This window comes from Methylobacillus draconifructus, from assembly GCF_045984385.1.
Classification (GTDB): domain Bacteria; phylum Pseudomonadota; class Gammaproteobacteria; order Burkholderiales; family Methylophilaceae; genus Methylobacillus; species Methylobacillus flagellatus_A.
Map to the genome: position 1 here is coordinate 106,726 of NZ_JBJQIJ010000003.1, position 20,510 is coordinate 127,235.

Annotated in this window: 20 protein-coding genes; 16 read left to right on the forward strand and 4 right to left on the reverse strand. The window is 54.1% G+C overall.

Annotated elements, in window-relative coordinates; genetic code table 11:
- The first annotated feature begins 6 nt into the window (after window positions 1-6).
- From ACKF11_RS06880 to ACKF11_RS06910, 7 genes are all read left to right on the forward strand, one after another.
- Window positions 7-1,092, forward strand: a complete 1,086-nt coding sequence (locus tag ACKF11_RS06880) for a glycosyltransferase (RefSeq protein ID WP_407996471.1) — start codon at window positions 7-9, stop codon at window positions 1,090-1,092.
- Entirely contained in the window at window positions 1,089-2,009 is a 921-nt protein-coding gene (locus tag ACKF11_RS06885) for a glycosyltransferase (protein ID WP_407996472.1), read from the forward strand. The genes ACKF11_RS06880 and ACKF11_RS06885 overlap by 4 nt, the downstream gene beginning before the upstream one ends.
- On the forward strand, window positions 1,970-2,959 hold the full coding sequence (locus ACKF11_RS06890) for a UDP-glucose 4-epimerase family protein (protein WP_407996473.1): 990 nt from the start codon (window positions 1,970-1,972) through the stop codon (window positions 2,957-2,959). Before ACKF11_RS06885 ends, ACKF11_RS06890 begins: the two co-directional genes overlap by 40 nt.
- Window positions 2,960-2,961: 2 nt before the next feature.
- On the forward strand, window positions 2,962-3,513 hold the full coding sequence (locus ACKF11_RS06895; RefSeq protein WP_407996474.1) for a sugar transferase: 552 nt from the start codon (window positions 2,962-2,964) through the stop codon (window positions 3,511-3,513).
- 176 nt (window positions 3,514-3,689) lie between these two features.
- On the forward strand, window positions 3,690-5,519 hold the full coding sequence (locus ACKF11_RS06900) for a polysaccharide biosynthesis protein (protein WP_407996790.1): 1,830 nt from the start codon (window positions 3,690-3,692) through the stop codon (window positions 5,517-5,519).
- A 21-nt stretch (window positions 5,520-5,540) separates the two neighbouring features.
- A complete protein-coding gene (galU, locus tag ACKF11_RS06905) occupies window positions 5,541-6,416 on the forward strand; it encodes a UTP--glucose-1-phosphate uridylyltransferase GalU (RefSeq protein ID WP_407996475.1) in 876 nt (291 codons plus the stop codon).
- A 5-nt stretch (window positions 6,417-6,421) separates the two neighbouring features.
- The gene (locus ACKF11_RS06910; protein WP_407996476.1) at window positions 6,422-6,973 is read left to right on the forward strand and encodes a hypoxanthine-guanine phosphoribosyltransferase; all 552 of its coding nucleotides are present in this window, start codon (window positions 6,422-6,424) and stop codon (window positions 6,971-6,973) included.
- A gap of 6 nt (window positions 6,974-6,979) precedes the next feature.
- Here the strand turns inward: ACKF11_RS06910 and ACKF11_RS06915 are convergent, their stop codons facing one another.
- Entirely contained in the window at window positions 6,980-7,372 is a 393-nt protein-coding gene (locus ACKF11_RS06915) for a response regulator transcription factor (protein ID WP_407996477.1), read from the reverse strand.
- Window positions 7,373-7,559: 187 nt separating this feature from the next.
- Here ACKF11_RS06915 and ACKF11_RS06920 point away from each other — a divergent pair, with 187 nt between their 5' ends.
- The 4 genes from ACKF11_RS06920 (at window position 7,560) to ACKF11_RS06935 (ending at window position 14,101) form a co-directional block, all read left to right on the forward strand.
- Window positions 7,560-8,177, forward strand: a complete 618-nt coding sequence (locus tag ACKF11_RS06920) for a response regulator (RefSeq protein WP_407996478.1) — start codon at window positions 7,560-7,562, stop codon at window positions 8,175-8,177.
- Window positions 8,178-8,183: 6 nt separating this feature from the next.
- Window positions 8,184-10,082, forward strand: a complete 1,899-nt coding sequence (locus ACKF11_RS06925; protein ID WP_407996479.1) for an ATP-binding protein — start codon at window positions 8,184-8,186, stop codon at window positions 10,080-10,082.
- Window positions 10,083-10,391: 309 nt separating this feature from the next.
- On the forward strand, window positions 10,392-12,314 hold the full coding sequence (locus ACKF11_RS06930; protein WP_407994035.1) for a beta strand repeat-containing protein: 1,923 nt from the start codon (window positions 10,392-10,394) through the stop codon (window positions 12,312-12,314).
- 86 nt (window positions 12,315-12,400) lie between these two features.
- Window positions 12,401-14,101, forward strand: coding sequence for a ShlB/FhaC/HecB family hemolysin secretion/activation protein (locus tag ACKF11_RS06935; protein WP_309565074.1), 1,701 nt, complete (start codon window positions 12,401-12,403; stop codon window positions 14,099-14,101).
- Window positions 14,102-14,172: 71 nt separating this feature from the next.
- On the opposite strand, the gene gdhA is transcribed toward ACKF11_RS06935, so the two are convergent.
- A complete protein-coding gene (gene gdhA, locus ACKF11_RS06940; RefSeq protein WP_407996480.1) occupies window positions 14,173-15,516 on the reverse strand; it encodes an NADP-specific glutamate dehydrogenase in 1,344 nt (447 codons plus the stop codon).
- Window positions 15,517-15,771: 255 nt separating this feature from the next.
- Between gdhA and ACKF11_RS06945 the strand changes: the two genes are divergently transcribed.
- The 3 genes from ACKF11_RS06945 to ykgO all read left to right on the forward strand — a co-directional run bounded on the left by ACKF11_RS06945 (window position 15,772) and on the right by ykgO (window position 17,277).
- Window positions 15,772-16,764 carry an SrkA family protein kinase gene (locus ACKF11_RS06945; protein ID WP_407996481.1) on the forward strand — a complete coding sequence of 331 codons (993 nt, stop codon included), beginning with the start codon at window positions 15,772-15,774 and terminating at the stop codon, window positions 16,762-16,764.
- A gap of 19 nt (window positions 16,765-16,783) precedes the next feature.
- Window positions 16,784-17,071, forward strand: coding sequence for a cupin domain-containing protein (locus tag ACKF11_RS06950; RefSeq protein ID WP_407996482.1), 288 nt, complete (start codon window positions 16,784-16,786; stop codon window positions 17,069-17,071).
- A gap of 80 nt (window positions 17,072-17,151) precedes the next feature.
- Window positions 17,152-17,277, forward strand: coding sequence for a type B 50S ribosomal protein L36 (gene ykgO / locus ACKF11_RS06955; protein ID WP_011479510.1), 126 nt, complete (start codon window positions 17,152-17,154; stop codon window positions 17,275-17,277).
- Between the two features lie 71 nt (window positions 17,278-17,348).
- Here ykgO and ACKF11_RS06960 read toward each other — a convergent pair whose 3' ends face one another.
- Entirely contained in the window at window positions 17,349-18,542 is a 1,194-nt protein-coding gene (locus tag ACKF11_RS06960; protein WP_407996483.1) for a CynX/NimT family MFS transporter, read from the reverse strand.
- Window positions 18,543-18,662: 120 nt separating this feature from the next.
- On the opposite strand from ACKF11_RS06960, the gene ACKF11_RS06965 reads away from it, so the two are divergent.
- Together ACKF11_RS06965 and ACKF11_RS06970 are read left to right on the forward strand one after the other, a co-directional pair.
- Window positions 18,663-18,965, forward strand: a complete 303-nt coding sequence (locus tag ACKF11_RS06965; protein ID WP_407994030.1) for a hypothetical protein — start codon at window positions 18,663-18,665, stop codon at window positions 18,963-18,965.
- Between the two features lie 41 nt (window positions 18,966-19,006).
- Window positions 19,007-19,498, forward strand: coding sequence for a hypothetical protein (locus ACKF11_RS06970; protein WP_309565080.1), 492 nt, complete (start codon window positions 19,007-19,009; stop codon window positions 19,496-19,498).
- Between the two features lie 80 nt (window positions 19,499-19,578).
- On the opposite strand, the gene cyoE is transcribed toward ACKF11_RS06970, so the two are convergent.
- Window positions 19,579-20,499: a heme o synthase gene (gene cyoE / locus ACKF11_RS06975; protein WP_407994029.1), complete on the reverse strand. Its 921-nt coding sequence runs from the start codon at window positions 20,497-20,499 to the stop codon at window positions 19,579-19,581.
- Window positions 20,500-20,510 lie beyond the last annotated feature (11 nt).

The window sequence follows — 20,510 nt, forward strand, 5'->3', positions numbered from 1 at the left end:
ATCAGTATGGATAATAACAACGTATTGTTTATCACTGCTTTTCATCCGGGAGGGAGAGGCTTTATTGGTGCTGGTGAGGCCATTAGTGAGCAGCATCTTGAGTTGCTTTTTGCGCAAGGTAAACAGGTGCATGTCTTAGCACTGGCTCCTGCGTATCAAGAAGCTAATCCCGAGGTGGTGGCATTATGTGCCTCCTATAAATCTGTAGTGCATTCGCGGTGGATGACTTTTTCTGCTTTATTCAGTCAGCTCCGCAAGAGAAGTTGGATTGCCCCTTGGTTCTTCACCCGCATGTCGCCTAAAGCGTTACATATCATTCGCCAGTTACTAGATCAGTATTCGATTTCAAATATTTATTTAGACTTTCCTTCTTGCCTAGGTTTTTCTTCAGTATTCAATCATCTGCCACTTCATTACATTGTGCATGATATAGTGACCCAAAAAGTAGAGCGGCGACCTTTGTTGAGAGTGATATCCCAAGCTATTTCTTGGGTAGAGAGCTCACTGTTGGAGCAAGTTTCTCAGTGTTTTGTGTTGTCTAAAAAAGATGCATTGAAGTGTCAAAGTATGGGGTATTGCGGCAGGATTGATGTTGTCATGCCACGTAATCTGAAAATTGGCGTTGTTAGTGATGCAACACCTATCAGTGATATTGTAAAGCGCTTTGCGGAGCGGAAAAATCTGGTGTTTTTCGGTAATATGCAGCGCGCCGAAAACCACTATTCAATCCTTAGATTTCTCATCTTATGCTATCCCAAAATCTGGATTAAACATCGTGATGTGCAATTCTGGATATTGGGACTTTCTCCAAGGAAATCACTGCGTGCCTTGGGATTGTTACTACCTGGAGTTAAGATAGTTGGTGCTGTTGATGACCCGACGTTGGCATTCAAAGAGTCAACTTTTTGTATAGCCCCTGTTTATTATGGTGCAGGTGTGAAGATTAAAGTGTTGCAGATGTTAGATGCAGGTGCCACTGTAGTCTCTACACCGGTTGGCGCTGAAGGAATTACTCAAATTGAAGAACTGGTGACAGTGGATAATGATCTCCTGACATCAACCATTATTAACTTGCTGGGCAATGAGGCATGACACGGCCAAGTCGTTTCAAGGTTGCAGTGCTGGTGGCGAGTTTTAATGGTAGACAATGGATAGCTGAGCAGTTTGATAGCATTTTGAATCAATTAGATGTGGATGTTCAGGTGTTTGTTTCGGATGATTGTTCCATTGATGATACTTGGGCATGGTTGAGCCAGATGAGTCTGTCATATTCTAATATCAGCTTATTGTCTCGTAATGATCGTTTTGGATCTGCGGGTAGTAACTTTTATCGGCTGATTACTGAAGTGGATACCAGGGGCTTTGATTTTGTGGCTTTTTCCGATCAGGATGATCTTTGGGATATAGATAAACTGAGCCGACATATTAAATTATTACAAGTACATAATGCGGATAGTATTTCTTCAAATGTCATAGCATTTTGGCCTGATGGGGCGCAACAGTTGATCGTCAAATCGCAACCGCAACGTAAATTTGACTATTTATTTGAATCAGCAGGCCCTGGATGTACTTTTTTGATGACACCTAGGCTGGTTGCCAAGGTTAGGGATGTGTTGAGAGATGTTCCAGCCGCAAAGGCAGTGAGTCTGCATGACTGGCTGACCTATGCGGTAGCCCGGGCTTCTGGGTTGAAATGGATAATTGATTCCCGACCTTCCATTTTATATCGACAACATGCGCATAATGTGGTCGGAGCCAACACCAGCTTGCAGGCAAAATGGATTCGCATCAAGAAGATGCGAGAAGGTTGGTATCGACAACAAGTGGCCGCTGTTTCGCAAGTCGCTTATGCTATCAATCATAAGCCTGAGATCGGTACATTGTTGTCGATTTTGCCATCCACTTCGTGGGGCAGTCGTTTGAGATTGTTGCGATATGCTTGGCATGGGCGGCGTTCAGTTTTTGACCGTTGGGCATTGATGGTTTCGATATTGCTGGGATTTTTTTAATGTGCCAGGCAAAGAATATCTTAGTTACAGGCGCTACTGGTTTTGTCGGCAAAGCCCTGTGTGAGAGTTTGCGGAGGCAGGGTTGTGTCGTAACAACAGTCGGACGTGCTAATAATGTTCAGGGTAGAGCTCCTGATTATCAGGTAACTTCGATTGATCGCCAAACGGATTGGTCGGGTATCTTGGATGGTGTGAATGTTGTCATGCATCTTGCAGCCCGAGTGCATGTCATGCGTGAACCACTTGTCAATCCTTTGGATGCATATCGCGAAACGAATGTCGACGGAACATTGAACCTGGCTCGCCAAGCTGCCCAGGCTGGTGTGAAACGCTTTATCTTTATCAGTTCCATCAAGGTAAATGGTGATCAGACTCTGCCTGGAAAGCCTTTTACTGCGTACGATGTGCCAGCTCCCGAAGATGCGTACGGTATTTCAAAGTTCGAGGCGGAGCAGGGTTTATTGGCCTTGGCGAGGGAAACTGGGATGGAGGTTGTGATCATTCGTCCTCCGTTGGTGTATGGATCTGGGGTGAAAGGTAACTTTGCCAGTATGATGAAACTGGTTACAAGCGGTGTGCCTTTGCCTTTGGGGGCTATCCACAACCAGCGCTCTTTGGTGGCGATTGATAATTTGGTGAGCCTGATCATGACATGCATTGATCATCCAGCAGCTGCTAACCAGGTTTTTCTGGTAAGCGATGGCGAGGATTTGTCCACTTCTGATTTGTTGCGGCGTTTAGCCAAGGCTGCAGGAGTTTCTTCCCGGTTAATTCCGATTCCAGCCGGTGTGTTAAACACGGGTTTGACCATGCTGGGTAAAAGGATGGTTGCCCAGCGGCTTTTAGGTTCTTTGCAAGTCGATATTTCCAAAACTCAGGAAATGTTGGGATGGACGCCGCATGTGACTGTAGATGAAGGTCTGCGACGTTGCTTTGTTGCAGAAGGCTGATCGTGATTCGATTTTTTGATGTTGTGTTCTCACTATTAGGCTTGGTTCTCGGTTTGCCATTGCTGCTGATTATCTATTTATTAGGATTGTGGGATACAGGGTCGCCTTTATTTCGCCAGGTGCGTGTCGGACGCTACCAGCAACCTTTTACATTGGTGAAGTTTCGCACCATGCAGGTGGATACGGCTTCGGTCGCCAGTCATTTGGCTTCAGCTTCATCGATTACAAGGTTAGGAAGTTTTTTGCGCAAGACCAAGTTGGATGAGTTGCCGCAGTTATGGAATGTACTGAAAGGGGAGATGAGCCTTGTCGGACCGCGGCCTAATTTGTTCAATCAAGAGGAATTGATTGCCGAGCGGGCCGTGCGCGGTGTTTATGATGTTCGCCCTGGCATTACGGGGATTGCGCAGGTGAACGGTATCGATATGTCCGTTCCTCAGCTTTTGGCTGAAATGGATGCACGCATGTTGCGCGATATGCGGGTATCGCTTTATTTTAAATTGTTGTTCCAGACGCTGCTGGGTAAAGGGCGTGGTGATCGTGTTGTGCGTTGATTTAGCAAGGACAAGTGTTAATTGTTGTGAATGATGGGTTATTAGGAAACGGTTTTGAGTAAAATGTATTTATTTCATTTTGGGTTTGATGCGTGCTGAACATCCATCCAACATTCAAGTGGTCTAATTATATTAGTTTGAACAATCCACGGTCTTTAAGCGCCTGGCTTCATGATATTGCTGTGGCGGCGTTGGCATGGTGGGTGGCTTTTCTTTTCCGCTTTAATTTCGACATTCCGAGCAGTTTCACGCAAAGCATGCTGGAAAGTGCTGCTTGGGTGATCCCCTTGCAGGCGCTCGTATTCTTGTTTGCGGGTCTTTATCGCGGGGTTTGGCGTTTTGCCAGCCTTCCGGATTTGCAGCGGCTGATTCGCGCGATTGCCATTAGTGCTGCTGCTGTCGTTGCCATCTTGTTCATGTTCAAACCGGATGGCGTTGTCCCAAGATCGGTATTGCTCATGGATCCGATGTTGTTATTGCTATTCATGGGAGGCAGCCGTTTTGCCTACCGCGCCTGGAAAGAGCATCGTTTGTACGGTTCGGCGCAGCTGGCTGGAAAACCCGTACTGGTGCTCGGGGCAGGAGAGGCGGCCATTGCCTTGTTGAAAGACCTTTCCAAAAGCCGTGAATGGTATGTGGTCGGATTGCTGGATGACAAGAAAACCATGCTTGGGCGGGAGCTGCTGGGTGTTAATGTATTGGGCGAGATTGAGCAATTACCGCAGATTGCCGATGATTTGTCCGTCAGCCATGTGATTGTCGCCATGCCGTCCGCGCGCCATCAACGGCGCAGGCAGGTGGTTGAACTAGCAAATAAGAATGGTCTCACTGCGCTGACTGTGCCCTCTTTTGACGACCTGATGAGCGGACGCCTGAGCATGGCTCAGCTCAGGCCGGTGGAGGTGGAGGATTTGCTTGGGCGGGAGCCGGTCAGTCTTGACGGGGAAGGCCTGCAGCATTTGATTGAAGGGCAGGCGGTGCTGATCAGCGGCGCGGGCGGTTCCATCGGTTCTGAGTTATGCCGCCAGGTGCTGAAGTATCGCCCGGCATGCCTGGTTTGCCTGGATCAGTCGGAATATGCGCTGTATCGATTGGAGCAGGAGTTCAACAGGGTTGAGACCGCTACCAGCATCGAGTATGTGGTGGGCGATGTGAGAAATGCCCGTCGGGTAAGGCAAGTGCTTGGGCGCTACATGCCACAGGTGGTGTTTCATGCGGCAGCGTACAAGCATGTGCCCATGATGGAGAACCGAAATGTGGCCGAGTCATTGTCAAATAATGTCAACGGTACTTACACGCTGGCCCAGGCGTGTAAAACTGCAGGGGTTGCCAAGTTTGTGCTGGTCTCGACCGATAAGGCGGTGAACCCGACGAACGTCATGGGGGCCAGCAAGCGCTTGGCGGAGATGGTATGCCAAGGCTTGCAGGAGGAGTCGGGAACACGCTTCGTCGTGGTGCGTTTTGGCAATGTGCTGGGCAGCAGCGGCAGTGTCATCCCTAAGTTCCGGGAGCAGATTGCGGCAGGCGGGCCGATTACGGTCACGCATCCCGAGATTACCCGTTATTTCATGTCGATTCCCGAGGCGTGCCAGTTGGTCATGCAGGCCGGCATGATGGGAAGCGGAGGGGAGATATTCGTGTTGGACATGGGAGACCCTGTCAAGATTGTGGACTTGGCGCGTGATATGATACGGCTATCCGGTCTTAATGAAGATGACATTGAGATCGTATATTCTGGGTTGCGTCCCGGCGAAAAGCTTTATGAGGAACTTTTGGCTGACGACGAACTCACTTTACCGACGCCGCACGATAAGTTGCGTATTGCTGTGGCGCGGAACGTAGATGAGGCTTGGGTGCAAGCGCTGCTGAAGTGGATAGACAGGGCATCGCTCATAGATGAATCTGTCATCAAGCAAGAGCTGGGCATGTGGGTGGAGGAGTATGCGGGGGACATCCATGCTAACCCGGCGCTAGTGTTGCCATCCGAGTCTTCAACCATACATTAAATCAAGAAAGACATTGAAGAGATGACCAAAAAAATTACCAAGGCAGTATTCCCTGTAGCTGGTTTGGGTACACGTTTCTTGCCGGCAACCAAGGCAAGCCCTAAAGAGATGTTGCCCATCGTAGATAAGCCATTGATCCAGTATGCGGCAGAGGAAGCCGTGGCGGCCGGTGCGACAGAGCTGATTTTTATCATTGGGCGCAACAAGCGCTCGATTCCAGACCATTTCGATAAGTCTTTCGAGCTTGAGGCAACACTTGAGATTAGCAAGAAGCTGGATGTGCTGCACCAGATCCAGAACATTCTGCCGAAAAATGTTTCCTGCATCTATATTCGCCAGGCTGAGGCGCTTGGCCTGGGACATGCAGTACTGCTTGCCAAATCTGTCGTCGGCAATGAGCCTTTCTCGGTGATTCTGGCGGACGACTTGATCGATGCCGACAAGCCCGCAATGCAACAAATGACAGAGTTGTTTGAAAAGGAAGGTGTCAGCATCCTGGGCGTTGAAGATGTCGAGCTTAGTGAGACTGCCAGCTATGGCATCGTGGATGCGGCAGAGATGAGCGGACCCAATGTCCTGCAGTTGAATGGCATTGTGGAGAAGCCTCAGCCAGAAGAGGCGCCATCCAACCTAGCCGTTGTCGGCCGTTATATCCTTACGCCTGAGATTTTTGCATGTCTGGAGAACGTCAAGCCTGGCAAAGGCGGTGAAATCCAATTGACCGATGGCATAGCCGCCTTGATGGAGCAACAAAAAATACTGGCCTACCGCTTTGACGGAAAACGCTACGATTGCGGCAGCAAGCTGGGTTACGTCAAGGCCAATGTCGAATACTCCTTGAAGCATGAGGAATTCGGCACAGAGTTTGCACAGTATTTGCGTGACCTGACCAAGTAGTCGTTGTGTCTGTGTTACAGGGCAATCCCGGGCTCATCTTGCAGCAGTCCATTCTGATTCATGATGAGCAACATGTAGCGCAAGCAGTGGCGAGGGTTGCGCAGGAGGTGATTGCCCTGCTGAAGGAAGAAAAGCCCCTCGTCCTATGTGTCATGGGAGGAGGGGTCGTATTCACCGGGCAGCTATTGCCTCAGCTGACATTTCCCTTGGAATTCGGCTATGTCCAGGCGAGCCGTTATCACAACCGTACGCATGGTGATGCGCAACTGGTTTGGAAGGTAAAGCCTGGGGAGGAGGTTCGCGGCAGGACCGTTTTGGTGCTGGACGATATCCTGGATGAGGGCGTGACGCTGGCGGAAATCAAGGCGCAATGCCTGGCGCTTGGCGCCAAACGTGTTGTAGTGGCGGTGCTGGTCGAAAAGGCGCTGGGGCGGGATAAGCCGATCAAGGCGGATTTCGTCGGCCTGGAAGTTCCGGACCAGTATGTTTTTGGCTGCGGCATGGATGCATATGGTTGGTGGCGTAACCTGCCTGCCATCTATGCCCTGCAGGATTGACCTGACTTAGTAGTGTTTGGCCGCGGCATTGCTGTTTGCGAGTAGGGACTTGACGATTTCCGCCAGCCTGATCGGGCTGAAGGGTTTGACCAGGTAGTCGTCGCAACCTGAGCGATAGCCGTCTAGCATGTCTTGCTCTTGGGCGCGGGCAGTCAGGAACACAATTCTAGTGTTCTTGAAGTCTTTCTTTCCCTTCAATGTGTCGCATATCTGGTAGCCGTTCATGATGCCCGGCATCATGATGTCCATCAGGATCAGGTCCGGTTTCAATTGCTCTGCCAGGGCTAGGCCGCTATCCCCGTTGGTCGCTTCGTAAATGGCATACTGATCGTCTCCCAGGCTGATGTGGATGAGTTTGCGCACGTCTTCTTGATCTTCAATGATGAGTATCTTATGCAATTCGCGCTCCCCTTTTTTTGTTGGTTTTATTGGCATGACACCATAATGCTATTTATGAGTGGTGTTCTTATCATTTTTATCATATTGATTAAATATGTCAACGCACATGATAGGGGAGTGAATCTATCTGATTGATTTTTATTTATAACTCAGGATAATGTCTATATTACATTCCAATAATAGCGTCATGGTTAATCAAGATACCGGGAAGGAAGAGTTCATATCCACGAGGGATGCCTCCAGGGTGCTGGAGGTTTCCTTGCGCACAGTACAATTGTGGGTCGAATCCGGGGTGCTGAAGGCGTGGAAGACGGCAGGGGGGCATCGCCGGATCGCGCGCTCTTCGATTGACCATATCCTCAGCCAGCGCAAGCAAGCCATTGCACATGCGAGCGGTGCGGCGGTAGCGCCAAAAGCATTCCATATTCTTCTGGTCGAGGATGACAGCGCATTGCGCAATCTCTTTACTTATTTCTTTTCCAGTTGGAAGCACCCTGTACGCATCGATGTGGCCACAGACGGGTTCGAGGGGCTGATCAGCCTTGGGCGTGAAGTCCCGAACCTTTTGATCACCGACCTGAACATGCCCGGCATGAGCGGCTTCGAGATGTTGCGTCACCTGAAAAGCTCCAATCGGTTCAGCAAGCTGAATATCATTGCACTGACGGCATTGAACGATGACTATATCCAAGACAAGGGCGGGTTGCCTGAAGGCGTATTGTTGTTCCGCAAACCAGTCGCCCTGAGTCAACTCGAACCCATCATTGAGTCGATGATCGCCAATGCATCGGACAAGGCCAGATGAAAGCTCATGCGTCAATTTAGGCCAGCGCTACAATTACCCCGTTCAATACCAGATTTCCTGGCTGCTTTTCCCTTCCATATCATTGTCGATGAACAACTGGTTATCCAGGAGTCGGGCGATGGGCTGCAGGTTTTGGATTGCGGGCGGCTGAATGGCCGCAAGCTGCCTGACTGCTTCGAGAGCATTTCCCCGGTTGAGGAGTTTTGCCTGGCGTCGTTGCTGAACATGCGCGGGCAGGCCTGCCTTTTGCGGCATAAGGTAAGCGGATTGCTGTTAGGCGGCAAGGTGGCATTGCATCAAGAGGACTGTGTTGCCTTCCTGCTGGTGCCCTGGATCGAGGATACAGCGGATGTGAGCAAACTTCGCATCGGCCCTAGGATTTCGAGACGTGCGGGATCCCGCATCTCCAATTCATCTGTAGTCAATATGCGCAAGCTGACTGTGCAGAAAAAACAGTTGTTCCAGGCGCATGCCTTGCTGTCAATGCGGGAAACCGAATCCAGGACGCTCACCCATATCGTCTCCATGACCGACAACTCCGTGGTCATTGCCAATGCGCTGGGCTATGTGGAATGGGTGAACGATGCCTATGTGCGTCGTTCGGGATACTTGCCCGAAGAGGTGATCGGCCGGTATCTCGGGGACCTGATGGACGGAGATGAGGAAACGGTTGCGCAGATCAAGCGGCAGCTAGACGCCAAGCAAAGCTTCCAAGCCGAGCTGCTGCGGACTGCAAAAGATGGCTCAGGCTATTGGGTTGACCTTGATATCGAACCTTTGTTCGATTCCAATGGGCAGGTCTTCAACTATATTGCCGTTGCGCGCGACATTACCGAAAAGAAAGCAGCCCAGGAAACCTCCAGCCGCCTGCATGGCATCATGCAAAGCACGTTTGAACTTAGCCCGGATGGTTTCGTGACCTTCAACAAGAAAGGCATCCTGAGTTCCTTCAATCCTGCCTTCCTGAATATGACCGGCTTGAAGCCGGAGCAATTGCATGCGATTTCCCAGGATGAGTTCGTCCGGTTATTGAAATCGCTCTGCCAGGATGAGCAGAGGGCGGCATCCCAGCACTTGCCGGATGCCGTGGTGATGCGGATGACGAAACCCAAGTTGACGGTCATCAAGCATTCCGTCCGCGAAGCGCATGACCCCGATGGTTATTTTGTCGGCAGCATCCATTATTTTCGCGACATTACCCAAGAGTCGGAACTGCATCGCATGAAGGGGGAGTTCCTTTCCATGGCGGCGCATGAACTGAGAACGCCGATGTCGAGCATCCATGGCTTCACGGAACTGCTCCTGAAGCGCGAGTTCACCGCCGAGCAGCAAAAAGACATGTTGGCCACCGTGCACCGGCAATCCGTGAGGTTGACCAAGCTGATCAACGACCTGCTCGACCTTGCCAAGATCGAGGCAAGGAAGGGGATGAGTTTCGATATCAAGCCTTATCGGCTGACGGACATTGTCGATACTGCGCTCAAAGAGTTTCTCGTCAGCGGCGATGGGCGGGCGATCAGCTTCCACTTCAACAATCATGCGCTCAAAGTGTCTGCGGATTTTGACAAACTGATCCAAGCCCTGGTGAACGTGCTTTCCAATGCGCATAAATATTCCGATCCGGGCACCGAGATCCGCCTGCATATCCAGGAACAGCAGCGATATCAGCATACCTATGTCGGGATTGCGATCGAGGATCATGGGATCGGCATGAGCAAGGAGCACATGGATCATTTGTTCGAGCGTTTTTACCGCGCCGATACCTCAGGCAGCATTCCCGGCACAGGCCTGGGGCTCTGCTTGGTCAAGGAAATCATGGAGATTCATGGCGGATGGGTTGACGTTTCCTCTGTTTATGGAGAGGGCAGTGTGGTCACCTTATGGCTGAAGAAGCTCAAGGACTAAATTAGGAGCCATCAATTGTCTCTGAAGCCGATCGGCTGATTTTTCCTCTAGTTTCGATATACAAGCCATTTCCCGAGTGATTAGGGAAATGGCTTTTTTATTTCCATCACATGAATACAGGAAAATAATTGACACTTTTGATAAAAGTGATAAAAATGATAAATATGTGGCTTGGATATGAAATAAACAGCCACTCGATCGACAACAAGCTACCCAACAAGTCGCTTTACGTTATCTGGGCCGCTTGGCGTTATGTATGGAAACGGAACCAAGTACTAATTGGCTCCATCAATATTGAAGGGGAATGCAATGTCCACCAAATCAAAAGTGCCGCTGAACAATGCGATCAGCATGGCCGTCATCTGCTCTTCCATCGCGTTGGTCGGCTGCGATGGCGACGGCAAAAGCAACGTTAGACCAACATCATCCAGCAATACTCCAGTTGTAACGACCACCTCCAATACGCTCAATGACACGATTGACAGCGTCAACAGCCTGACCAATGACGTCATCGAACCAGTCACCACCGCTTTGCAGCCAGTGACCGATCCGCTAGGAACGGCGCTGGATCCTGTGCTGGCGCCAGTGGTTTCAGCCTTGCAGCCTGTGCTGACTCCAGTCATACATACTGTCAATCCGTTAACCAGCGCGCTTGCTCCCGTCACCGATAGTTTATTGCCCGTGACCGGCGCCTTGGGAGATATTGTCGCCCCCGTTGCTACGGCGCTCGGGCCTACGTCCGAATCACTTTCCGGTGTTGTCGCACCGTTGGCAACCGCCTTGGGCCCTGTGGCGGACGGGGTGAACGGAGCACTGCTGCCGCTGACGTCGGCAACCGGCAATGCGATCACCCCGGTGCTTGGCGGCCTTGGCGCAGTGATCGAGCCGATTGCCGGCCCGTTGGCGCCAGTGATCAATACGGCTGGCGGCGTCTTGCAGCCGGTGGTTGAGCCTGTGGCAGGCGTGCTTGCTCCGGTGGTGCAGACATTGTCGCCTGTCACGGACACGCTTGCTCCTGTGGTCAATACGGTAGCGGGGGTTGCCAATCCGTTGCTGGATACTGTCGCGGGCGTCACTGCCCCTGTAGCGTCAACACTGGCCCCTACCTTGCAAACCGTGGGTAATACAGTAGGCACGCTGGCTGGCGCAACTACCGCTGTCGGTGGCACTGTGGACGGCATCGTGACGCCCTTGACCACGACAGTCGGCGGCGTGGTGGGACAGCTTGGCTCCAGCCTCGGCAGCGCTATTCCTGGCGTTGAGGGCGGCTTGTCCCCAGTAACTGATCTGCTCGGCGGCGGCAATGGCTTGCCAGGCCTGGACGGTCTGGGCAACGGCCTGATCGCGCAAGTGGCGGATACCAGCAAATATGCGGTCGATGGCGTGGCCGGCCTGGCCAAGAGTGTCGTTGGTTCTGTCGCGGGCAATGGCGCCTTGGCTCCGGTCACTAATGTACTGGCTGGGGCGGGCGGTGTCCTTGATCCCCTGGTCGGCACCAATGGCGTCCTGCCTTTGACCACCGCAGGCGGCGACCAGACATTGCTCGACCCGTTGGTGGGCAAGAATGGCGTTTTGCCATTGACTAGCGGCCAAGCCGGAAATGGCCAGCCGACACTGCTTGATCCCCTGGTGGGCCAAGGCGGCGTGTTGCCGTTGGCGAGTGCGGAGGGTAATAAGACAGCGTTGGATCCATTGATCGGCCCATCTGGCGTCTTGCCGCTCACCAGCAGTGCCGCCGGGAATGGCAATGGCGGTGTGCTGGCGCCCGTTCTGAACCTCTCGTCGGGCAACCTGGGCGGATTAGGCAACGTGCTTGCCCCGGTCACCAATGTGCTGGCCGCTGGCACTGGCAATGTGAACGGTTTGAATGGGTTGCTGGCACCTCTAACCGGCCTGCTGGGAGGAGCATTACCCAACGGCAACTTGTTGGCCCCAGTGACAAACCTGGCGGGTAACGGCACATCTCTCAATGGCGGCTTATTGACGCCTCTCACCAACGTCTTGGCATTGGGCTCTGCAGAGGGGGGCGCTCCTGCAGGTAATCTTCTGACACCAGTCACGGCATTGTTGTCAGGCAATAATGGTGGTGGTCTGCTTGTACCTGTTACCAATATTCTGAGTGGCATCACCCAGAATGGGGGGGTGGCTGCTGCAAGCTCACCTGCGGCCAATGGCGGCAATTCTGCAGGGAATGGCTTGTCCGGCCTGTTGGGCGCTCTTTTGGGGCAGTAATGCCTTGAAAGCCATAAGGTCCCGGTAGTAGTTCCTACTGCCGGGATTTTTATTGAGTTGCATGGATGGACTGCATAGGGGAGAAGATGCAGAAGGGAAAAAAATGCCTGGCAAGGGCAGGAGTAGGCGTGCTGGTGGCCAGCATGCTGGCGGGCCCGCCTTATTCATACGCAGTGGAAAACCCGGTGGATACCTTGCCCAAGGCCGAGGCCCCAAGAACCAGGCCGCAAGCCGAAGTGCAGGTGGAGCAAAAAAGCGGGATATCCCCGGAGGTGCAGAAGATACTGGCGACGGAGGTGCAGCCTGCCAGTTTCGGGATTTATGGCGTGAAAGCGGTGCCGTTCGAGGAGGTCAGCGCTTTTTTCGCCCCTTATGCCAATAAAAAGATCACTATTGCCAAGATCATAGAATTATCCAACCAGGTCACCGAGTTTTACCAGAAGCGCGGCCTGCCGTTATCGTTCTGCTATATTCCCGCACAAAACTTCAATGAGCCGATCATCAAGGTCGTCGTCATCGAAGGGCATATCGGTTCCGTCAAGATCGAGGGCAATCCGGGAGCCACCGAAGGCAAGATCCGCGAGATCATCGCCCCGCTGCTGGCGGAAAAGCCATTGACCCGCCCCACCATGGAGCGTTATACGACCATGCTGGGCTTGTTGCCGGGCTTGAAGATACAAGCCTCCCTCCCATTGCCCCAACAGATGGATGGCGCGTCCGAGTTGTCCCTCAAGGTAGAGCGCAAGGCCATGGAGGCCTTGGGCCGGCTGGAGACTGTGCAGCCGTTCACGCGCGGCATCTTTACTGTCAAGGCAAGCGGCAATACCCGGCTGGCGGAGGAGATCACGGCATCCACCCTGATTTCCGCGGAGAACGAGCAATACTATGCGTTGAGCTATGCGCAGCCCATCGGCAAGGAAGGGCTGGTGGCGAGGGTGGAGGCCTCCGATTATGACGGCAAGCCAACTGCGGAGCTGGCATCAGGTTTAGGCCGCCAGGTGAAGTCGCAGCGGCTGAGCGTCGGCCTGAGCTATCCCTTGGTGCTGCGCCAGGATAGAAGCCTGCTGGCGAACGTGTCATTGACCGCCAATAATTTCGAGGATGAGATCCACAGCAAGCAAAACGGCGCCGCCATTACCACGACCTCCGACGTGCGCACGCTCTCGGTAGGAGGCAGCTATAGCGATAGCACCGCGCGGCGCGGGCGACGGTTGCAGTTGACGATGAGCCGCGGCTTGGACGCCATGGGCGCTTCGAAGGAGATTGCCACCAATTTCCCTGCACCGCCCATTAACAGCGACATCGACTTGAATTTTTCCAAGTACGTCGTGAGCTTCGTGCAGCGCAACTACCTTGATGGGGCCTGGGGCACGTCGGTATCAGGCACTGTGCAGTATTCGCCGGATAACTTGCCCATCACCGAGAAAGTGCAGTTCGGCGGCTACCAGCATGGCCGCGCTTACCGTCCCGGCCGCTTGGTAGGCGATTCGGGGTGGGGGATCACCCTAGAGCTGAACCGTACCGTGCCATTCAATTACAAATTGCCGTTTTACCAGATGGTCGGCTTGCAACCCTATGTGTTGCTTGAGTCGGCGCGCATCTACGAGCATACCAAGACGCAGGACTTCGACCATATGAGTTCGGTCTCTCTTGGCGTGCGCTTGATCAGCGACCAGCCTGACCGTACCAACCTGGATTTTTCCCTTTCCAAGGCGATTACGTCGGGCGGGCGCGGCAATGCATTGAAGGACCTCGCATTCGGCTTCAATTTCGGCATACCGTTTTAAAGCGGCATGAGTGAGCAGGCATAAAAAAAGAGCACCCCATGAGGTGCTCTTTTTGTGAAGGGGACAGGAGCCTAGATCACGCCTTGCGCCAGCATGGCGTCGGCCACCTTGACGAAGCCGGCAATGTTCGCGCCGTCGACATAGTTCACGCTGCCGTCTTCACGGGCGCCGTATTGCACGCAGGCATCGTGGATGCCCTTCATGATGTCGAACAAGCGCGCATCGACTTCCTCCCGCGTCCAAGACAGGCGCATGGCGTTCTGCGTCATCTCGAGGCCTGATGTCGCCACGCCGCCGGCATTGGTCGCCTTGCCCGGCGCGTACAGGACGCGGTGTTCGTCGAACAGCTTCATGGCTTCAGCGGTACATGGCATGTTGGCGCCTTCGGCTACGCACAGCACACCATTCGCAACCAGGGTGGCCGCGTCATCCTTGGTCAGTTCGTTCTGTGTAGCGCATGGCAATGCGACATCGGCTTTGACGCTCCATGGGGAGGCGCCGGGGACGAAACGTGCGCCGACACGCTCGGCATAGTCCTTGATGCGGCCATACTCGACATTCTTGACCTGCATGAGGACTTGCAGCTTTTCGGTGGTGAAACCGGCTTCGTCAATCACCGTGCCGCTGGAGTCGGAGGCTGTAATCACCTTGGCGCCCAGCGCCAGGGCCTTTTCAATCGCGTATTGGGCCACGTTGCCGGAGCCGGAAACGGCGACGCGCAGGCCCGCAATGGTGCGGCCGCTATGGCGCAGCATCTCTTCGGCGAAATAGACGGTGCCGTAGCCAGTGGCTTCGGGACGGATCAGCGATCCGCCGTAGCTCAGGCCCTTGCCGGTCAGCACGCAGTCGGCACGGTTGGTGAGTTTCTTGATCATGCCGGCCATGAAGCCGATCTCGCGCGCTCCCACGCCGATATCGCCGGCAGGGACGTCGGTGTCGGAACCTACATGCCGGAACAACTCGCTGGCAAACGCCTGGCAGAAGCGCATGATCTCGCCATTGCTCTTGCCTTTGGGATCGAAATCGGAGCCGCCCTTGCCGCCGCCCATGGGCAATGTGGTCAATGCATTCTTGAAGGTCTGCTCGAAAGCGAGGAATTTCAGGATGGACAAGTTCACGGAAGGGTGGAAACGCAAGCCGCCCTTGTATGGGCCGATGGCGCCATTGTGCTGGATGCGGTAACCGCGGTTGACCTGGACCTCGCCCTTGTCATCCACCCAGGAGACGCGGAACAGAATGGCACGCTCCGGCTCTACCAGCCGGTCCAGGACGCCGTGTTCAGCGTAACGCGGATTGGCGCTGATGAATGGCCACAGGCTTTCCACTACTTCAGTGACTGCCTGCAGGTATTCCGGCTGACCGGGATTTTTTTGTGCGACAACGGCTAGGAAATCATGTGCCGATTGATACTTCATTCCCTCTTATCTCCATGAGCATGATCAAAAGTAGTGCATTTTCTCTTATTGAAGGTAAAAATGCACCAAAATAATTCATATGCTGATGATTTATTGCCCCAAATTCGTGCATTCGCGTTGTAGGTAGGGTATGGCGGCAAGTGGATGCTTGATTCAGCGATAGCGTGATAAGCTATCCCGCGCGATAAACCAGGCGCTGAATATGCAATCACGCCGGTTTCTCGAATCTCACCTTAATCCTATAAAGCTTTTCCGATGACAATGACGCCGTTTTCCACGCTAACTCCAGACTTGATCCTCGATGCGATGAGCAGCGTCGATATCCTCGGGGACGGGCGTTTGCTGGCATTGAACAGCTATGAGAACCGCGTGTATCAGATCGGGGTGGAAGACCAGGCGCCCGTAGTGGCCAAGTTCTACCGCCCCGGACGCTGGAGCGAAGCGCAGATACTGGAGGAACATGCGTTTTCATTGGAGCTCGCAGAGGAAGAAATACCGGTAGTAGCGCCGCTTGCGTTGGCAGGCAGAACATTGCAGCATTACCAAGGCTTCCATTTCGCGGTCTTTCCCCGGCGCGGCGGGCGCATCCCAGAACTGGACCAGCCAGGGCGCCTGGAATGGATAGGGCGTTTCCTCGGCCGTATCCATGCGATAGGGGCGCAGACAACATTCCAGCACCGGCCCGCCATCGATATCAGGAGTTTTGGCGAAGAGCCTGCCGCTTGGTTGATGGCCAACAATTTCATTCCCGCGGACATACTTCCCGCATACCGCAGCGTGGTGGAACAGGCGCTGGAGGGAGCGAGGTCCTGTTATCAGCGGGCAGGAAACGTGGCATCGCTGCGCTTGCATGGCGATTGCCATTTGAGCAATATGTTGTGGACGGATGACGGGCCGCATTTCGTGGATTTTGACGACAGCAGGACAGGGCCGGCCGTTCAGGACTTATGGATGCTGCTTTCCGGATCGCATGCCGAAATGAGCCTGCAGCTTGGCGAACTGCTCGAGGGCTATGAATGCTTCTATGATTTCAACCCGGCAGAGTTGCACTTGGTCGAGGCGCTACGTACCTTACGCCTGATCCATTATTCCGCATGGCTGGCAAAGCGCTGGGACGATCCGGCATTCCCGATGACGTTTACCTGGTTCAATACCCAACAGTATTGGCAGGACCGTATCCTGGAACTGCGGGAGCAGGTGGCATTGATGCAGGAACCGCCGCTCTCGGTAGCAGGCGGCAATCGTTAGTGTGATTTTTAAGGAGGCAATGATGAGTAGTAGTGCGATCAAGGTAGAGCATAATCCTAGCGCTGAACGGCTGAACGAGCTTGGCGTCTCCCGCTGGCCGACCTGGTCCAAGGAGGTCTCGGTATTTCCTTGGAGTTTCGGCGAACAGGAAATCGCCTATATCCTGGAGGGCGAGGTCACAATCACCCCTGACGGCGGCGGCGAGCCGATCAATTTCGGCAAGGGCGATCTGGTCACTTTCCCTGCCGGCCTCTCCTGCACCTGGAACGTCAAGCAGGCTCTGCGTAAGCATTATCAGCTAGGGTAGTGCAAGCTAAAACTGCAACATTGTTGCAGTTTTGGCGGGAAGCGAGGATAATCCGGCAGGTTCTGAATGAGGAGCTTGTTATGAAAATCCTGTCGTCACTCAAATCCGCCAAGACGCGCCACCGCGACTGCAAGGTCGTGCGCCGCCATGGCAAGATATTCGTGATCTGCAAAAGCAATCCGCGCTTCAAGGCGCGTCAGCGCTGACGAGTCAAATTTGATGACTTAAAATTAAAGGGAAGCCATGCTTCCCTTTAATTTTTCCAGTTGTTACCGGTTTATTCCAGCACAAAACGGTTCGCGCCTGCCTTCCTGCCATGGTACAGGCCTGCGAGCGTGACGGCAGTGATGAGCCAACCCGCTTTATCCCAATTGCCGCTTGCCTCATGAATGATCCCCAGCAACAAGGGACCCAGAGAGGCCAGGATATAGCCCAGCCCTTGCGACATGGCGGAAAGCTGCGCAGCCTGTACCGGATTGCGGGTGCGCAACACAATCATGGTCAGTGCCATGGCAAAACCTCCGCCTTGGCCCAGCCCCAGCAATACCATCCACCACCACATATAGCCAACAGGCGCATATATCGCACCCATCAAGCCGATATAGATCAAGGCGAACATGATGCCGTTGACGAGTTTCTGGTCCCGCATGCGCGAAGATAACCACGGAACCAACAAGGCCGAGATGACCTGCACCATCACGGAACCGGAAAGAAACAAGCCGGACTGTACGGCAGGGACGCCGCGGGCCTGCAATATGGAAGGCAGCCAGCCGAACACGCAATAGGCCAACGCGCTTTGCGTAGCCATGAACAATGTTACTTGCCAGGCAAGGGGATCACGCAATAAATGCGGGTTGCGGCGCCGATCCGCGTCGACGGAAGGCCTGCCTGCCAAGCGACGGAGCGGCCACCACGACAAGGCGGCCAGCACAGCGGGCAGGGACCAGAAGGCGAGCGCCAATGGCAGGCTGCCCAAAGCTTCGAGTAAAGGCACGGAGAATCCCGCTGCCAGCGCCGTGCCCAGGCACAAGGCCATGGTATAGGCCCCGGTCATGAGGTCGGGGTGGCGCGGAAACTCACGCTTGATCACGCTGGGCAGCAATATGCCCAGCAAACCGATGCTCATGCCTGCGAGACCGGTGCCGAGGAAGAGGCTGGCGGTATTCCATACGCCGCGCAAGGCAAGGCCGGCCGCCAATGCCAGCAGCAGCGGTATGACCAGCCTTTCTGTCCCATAGCGTTTTGCCAGCCAGGCAGCGCAAGGGGCGAACAGCCCGAGAAAAGCCACAGGCAGCGTCGTCAGCATGCCGGCGGCACTGCCGCTCAGGCCCAGGCTCAAGCTGATGTGAGCCAGCAACGGGGAAACGCTGGAGAATGCCGGCCGCAGGTTGATGCCGACCAGGATGACGGCGACCACGAGCAATACGGTTTGCGGGCGATGATGCGGACTGTCAGGGCTAGTGTTGATCATAAGCAAGCGTCAGCCCTGTCTGACGGGCATTTCGGAATAGGCTGATAGGGTAGGGAGTCGTTCATCTTTATGCTAAGGGTATCCGGCATCAAGTAAAGCACACAATCCATGGAGAATACCATGCGCCAATTTACCGCAATAGCCCTGGGCAGCCTGTTTGCAATGCTGGCTTGCCATGCTTACAGCGTCGAGCTGGACTTGGATGACCCGCTTACCCCGGGCAAACGGGATTCTGAAGTCCAGCCCCCGCCGACCCATAATTCGGACCCTACCAGGGATAAGTTGCAGCGTCCTGTCCGCCCCGATGCCGAGCAAAAAACTCCTGCGCCAAAGTCGCTGCCTAATAAGCGTAAGCCAAGCGATGCGCCCGCGATCGACCCCGATGCCGAACAAATCAACCGCGGAGCCGTGAGCCCGCGTTAAAGGCTTTCATTATTTGCAATTCACCTAGAAAAGGAAGAACAATGGCGGATTATCTGGATAGCGTGACCGGCATTTACCCGACCGTGGATGATGCCCAGAAGGCAGCCCAAGCGTTAATCGACCAAGGCTTTAGCCAGGAGCAGGTGCAAATCGCAATCGGACGCACCGACCATATAGAGCAGGATGAGGACGACAAGGAAACGCTGAAGAATGTCGTCGTGGATAGCGCAATCGGTACCGCGGTGGGTGCCGGGGTAGGCGCCCTCGGGCAATTAGCCATCGTGGCAGCCAATGTCAGCCTGTTTGTAGCCAGTCCGCTGGTGGGCCCTCTATTCATGGTGGGATGGGGGGCTGCCGTTGGCGGCTTCATCGGGGCAGGTAAAGGGATTTCCAACCAGGATCGACGTTACGCTGAGTTGCTAGCGAATGCAGTAGAAAAGGGCCATGCCGTCCTGGTGGCATATGCCAAGACAGAAGCCGAGGCCGAGACTGCGCGCGTAGTGGTGGGGACCTCCATGGAGCAATATGCATAAACTGAGAAACAGGCAAATAAAAAGCCGTCGCATGCGACGGCTTTTTATTTGATCAAATAGACCTTGATCCCTGTCTAATCCTAATCCACCTTGACCTGATGCTCGGCAGCCGACGGCGTGCGGGCTGCGACCCAGACGCCATCCTTGCGCGGCTCCTTGAAGTCGATCGACATCATGACGCTCAAGGCCGTGATGGTCACGATCGAGAACATGAACAGTTTTTTTGCCCAGATCTGGTCGTTGTTCGTCTTGTAGCCGGCCAGCGCCAGGCCCAACCAATAAATGCTGATGACGCCGGCCACCACTAGGTACTGGTTCCCGGTATAGCCGCTGAAGGTCAGCATGATGGTTGCGATCACGAAGGCCACGATATAAATCACGATGTGCTTCTTGGTCGCGAGGATGCCTTTTTTCACGGGCAGGACCGGGATGGCGGCTGCCGTATAATCCTTGAGCCGGAAGATGGCGATAGCGTATGAGTGCGGCATCTGCCAGAGGCTGAAGATCACGAGCAGGATCACCGCGCCCATGTCGAACTCGTTGCTGACGGCACAGTAGCCGATCACCGGGGGCGCGGCACCGGACAGGCTGCCGATCAACGTGCCGTAGACCGAGTTGCGCTTCAGGTAGAGGCTATAGGCTCCGACATAGATTGCAAAGCCGAACAGGGACAGCCAGACGGTCAGCATATTGGTGGTGGCGTAGAGCAGGGTAATCCCCGCCACCCCAAGCAGGCAGCCGTAGACCACGGCATTCCTGGCGGGGATCAGGCCGCGCACCAGCACGCGGTTGCGCGTGCGTTCCATCTTGCTGTCGATGTCGCGGTCGATGTAATTGTTGAGGACGCAGCCAGAGGCAATCACCAAAGAGATACCGATGGCGGTTGCCAGGAACAGGGCGAAATCGATTTCGCCCCTGGACGCCAGGAAGAAGCCCCCGGCAACCGAGATCAGGTTGCCGAAGATAATGCCTGGCTTAGTGATGAGTAGGTATTGCTTCATCAATCTGGCTT

Excerpts from the sequence above, each read along its gene's own strand:
- ACKF11_RS06970 (WP_309565080.1), top strand. The coding sequence starts at position 19,007 with ATGGCGGATTATCTGGATAGCGTGACCGGCATTTACCCGACCGTGGAT.
- gdhA (WP_407996480.1), bottom strand. The coding sequence starts at position 15,516 with ATGAAGTATCAATCGGCACATGATTTCCTAGCCGTTGTCGCACAAAAA.
- ACKF11_RS06960 (WP_407996483.1), bottom strand. The coding sequence starts at position 18,542 with ATGATCAACACTAGCCCTGACAGTCCGCATCATCGCCCGCAAACCGTA.
- ykgO (WP_011479510.1), top strand. The coding sequence starts at position 17,152 with ATGAAAATCCTGTCGTCACTCAAATCCGCCAAGACGCGCCACCGCGAC.
- galU (WP_407996475.1), top strand. The coding sequence starts at position 5,541 with ATGACCAAAAAAATTACCAAGGCAGTATTCCCTGTAGCTGGTTTGGGT.
- ACKF11_RS06930 (WP_407994035.1), top strand. The coding sequence starts at position 10,392 with ATGTCCACCAAATCAAAAGTGCCGCTGAACAATGCGATCAGCATGGCC.
- ACKF11_RS06920 (WP_407996478.1), top strand. The coding sequence starts at position 7,560 with ATGGTTAATCAAGATACCGGGAAGGAAGAGTTCATATCCACGAGGGAT.
- ACKF11_RS06885 (WP_407996472.1), top strand. The coding sequence starts at position 1,089 with ATGACACGGCCAAGTCGTTTCAAGGTTGCAGTGCTGGTGGCGAGTTTT.
- ACKF11_RS06950 (WP_407996482.1), top strand. The coding sequence starts at position 16,784 with ATGATGAGTAGTAGTGCGATCAAGGTAGAGCATAATCCTAGCGCTGAA.
- ACKF11_RS06925 (WP_407996479.1), top strand. The coding sequence starts at position 8,184 with ATGCGTCAATTTAGGCCAGCGCTACAATTACCCCGTTCAATACCAGAT.
- ACKF11_RS06880 (WP_407996471.1), top strand. The coding sequence starts at position 7 with ATGGATAATAACAACGTATTGTTTATCACTGCTTTTCATCCGGGAGGG.
- ACKF11_RS06945 (WP_407996481.1), top strand. The coding sequence starts at position 15,772 with ATGACAATGACGCCGTTTTCCACGCTAACTCCAGACTTGATCCTCGAT.
- ACKF11_RS06935 (WP_309565074.1), top strand. The coding sequence starts at position 12,401 with ATGCAGAAGGGAAAAAAATGCCTGGCAAGGGCAGGAGTAGGCGTGCTG.
- ACKF11_RS06965 (WP_407994030.1), top strand. The coding sequence starts at position 18,663 with ATGCGCCAATTTACCGCAATAGCCCTGGGCAGCCTGTTTGCAATGCTG.
- cyoE (WP_407994029.1), bottom strand. The coding sequence starts at position 20,499 with ATGAAGCAATACCTACTCATCACTAAGCCAGGCATTATCTTCGGCAAC.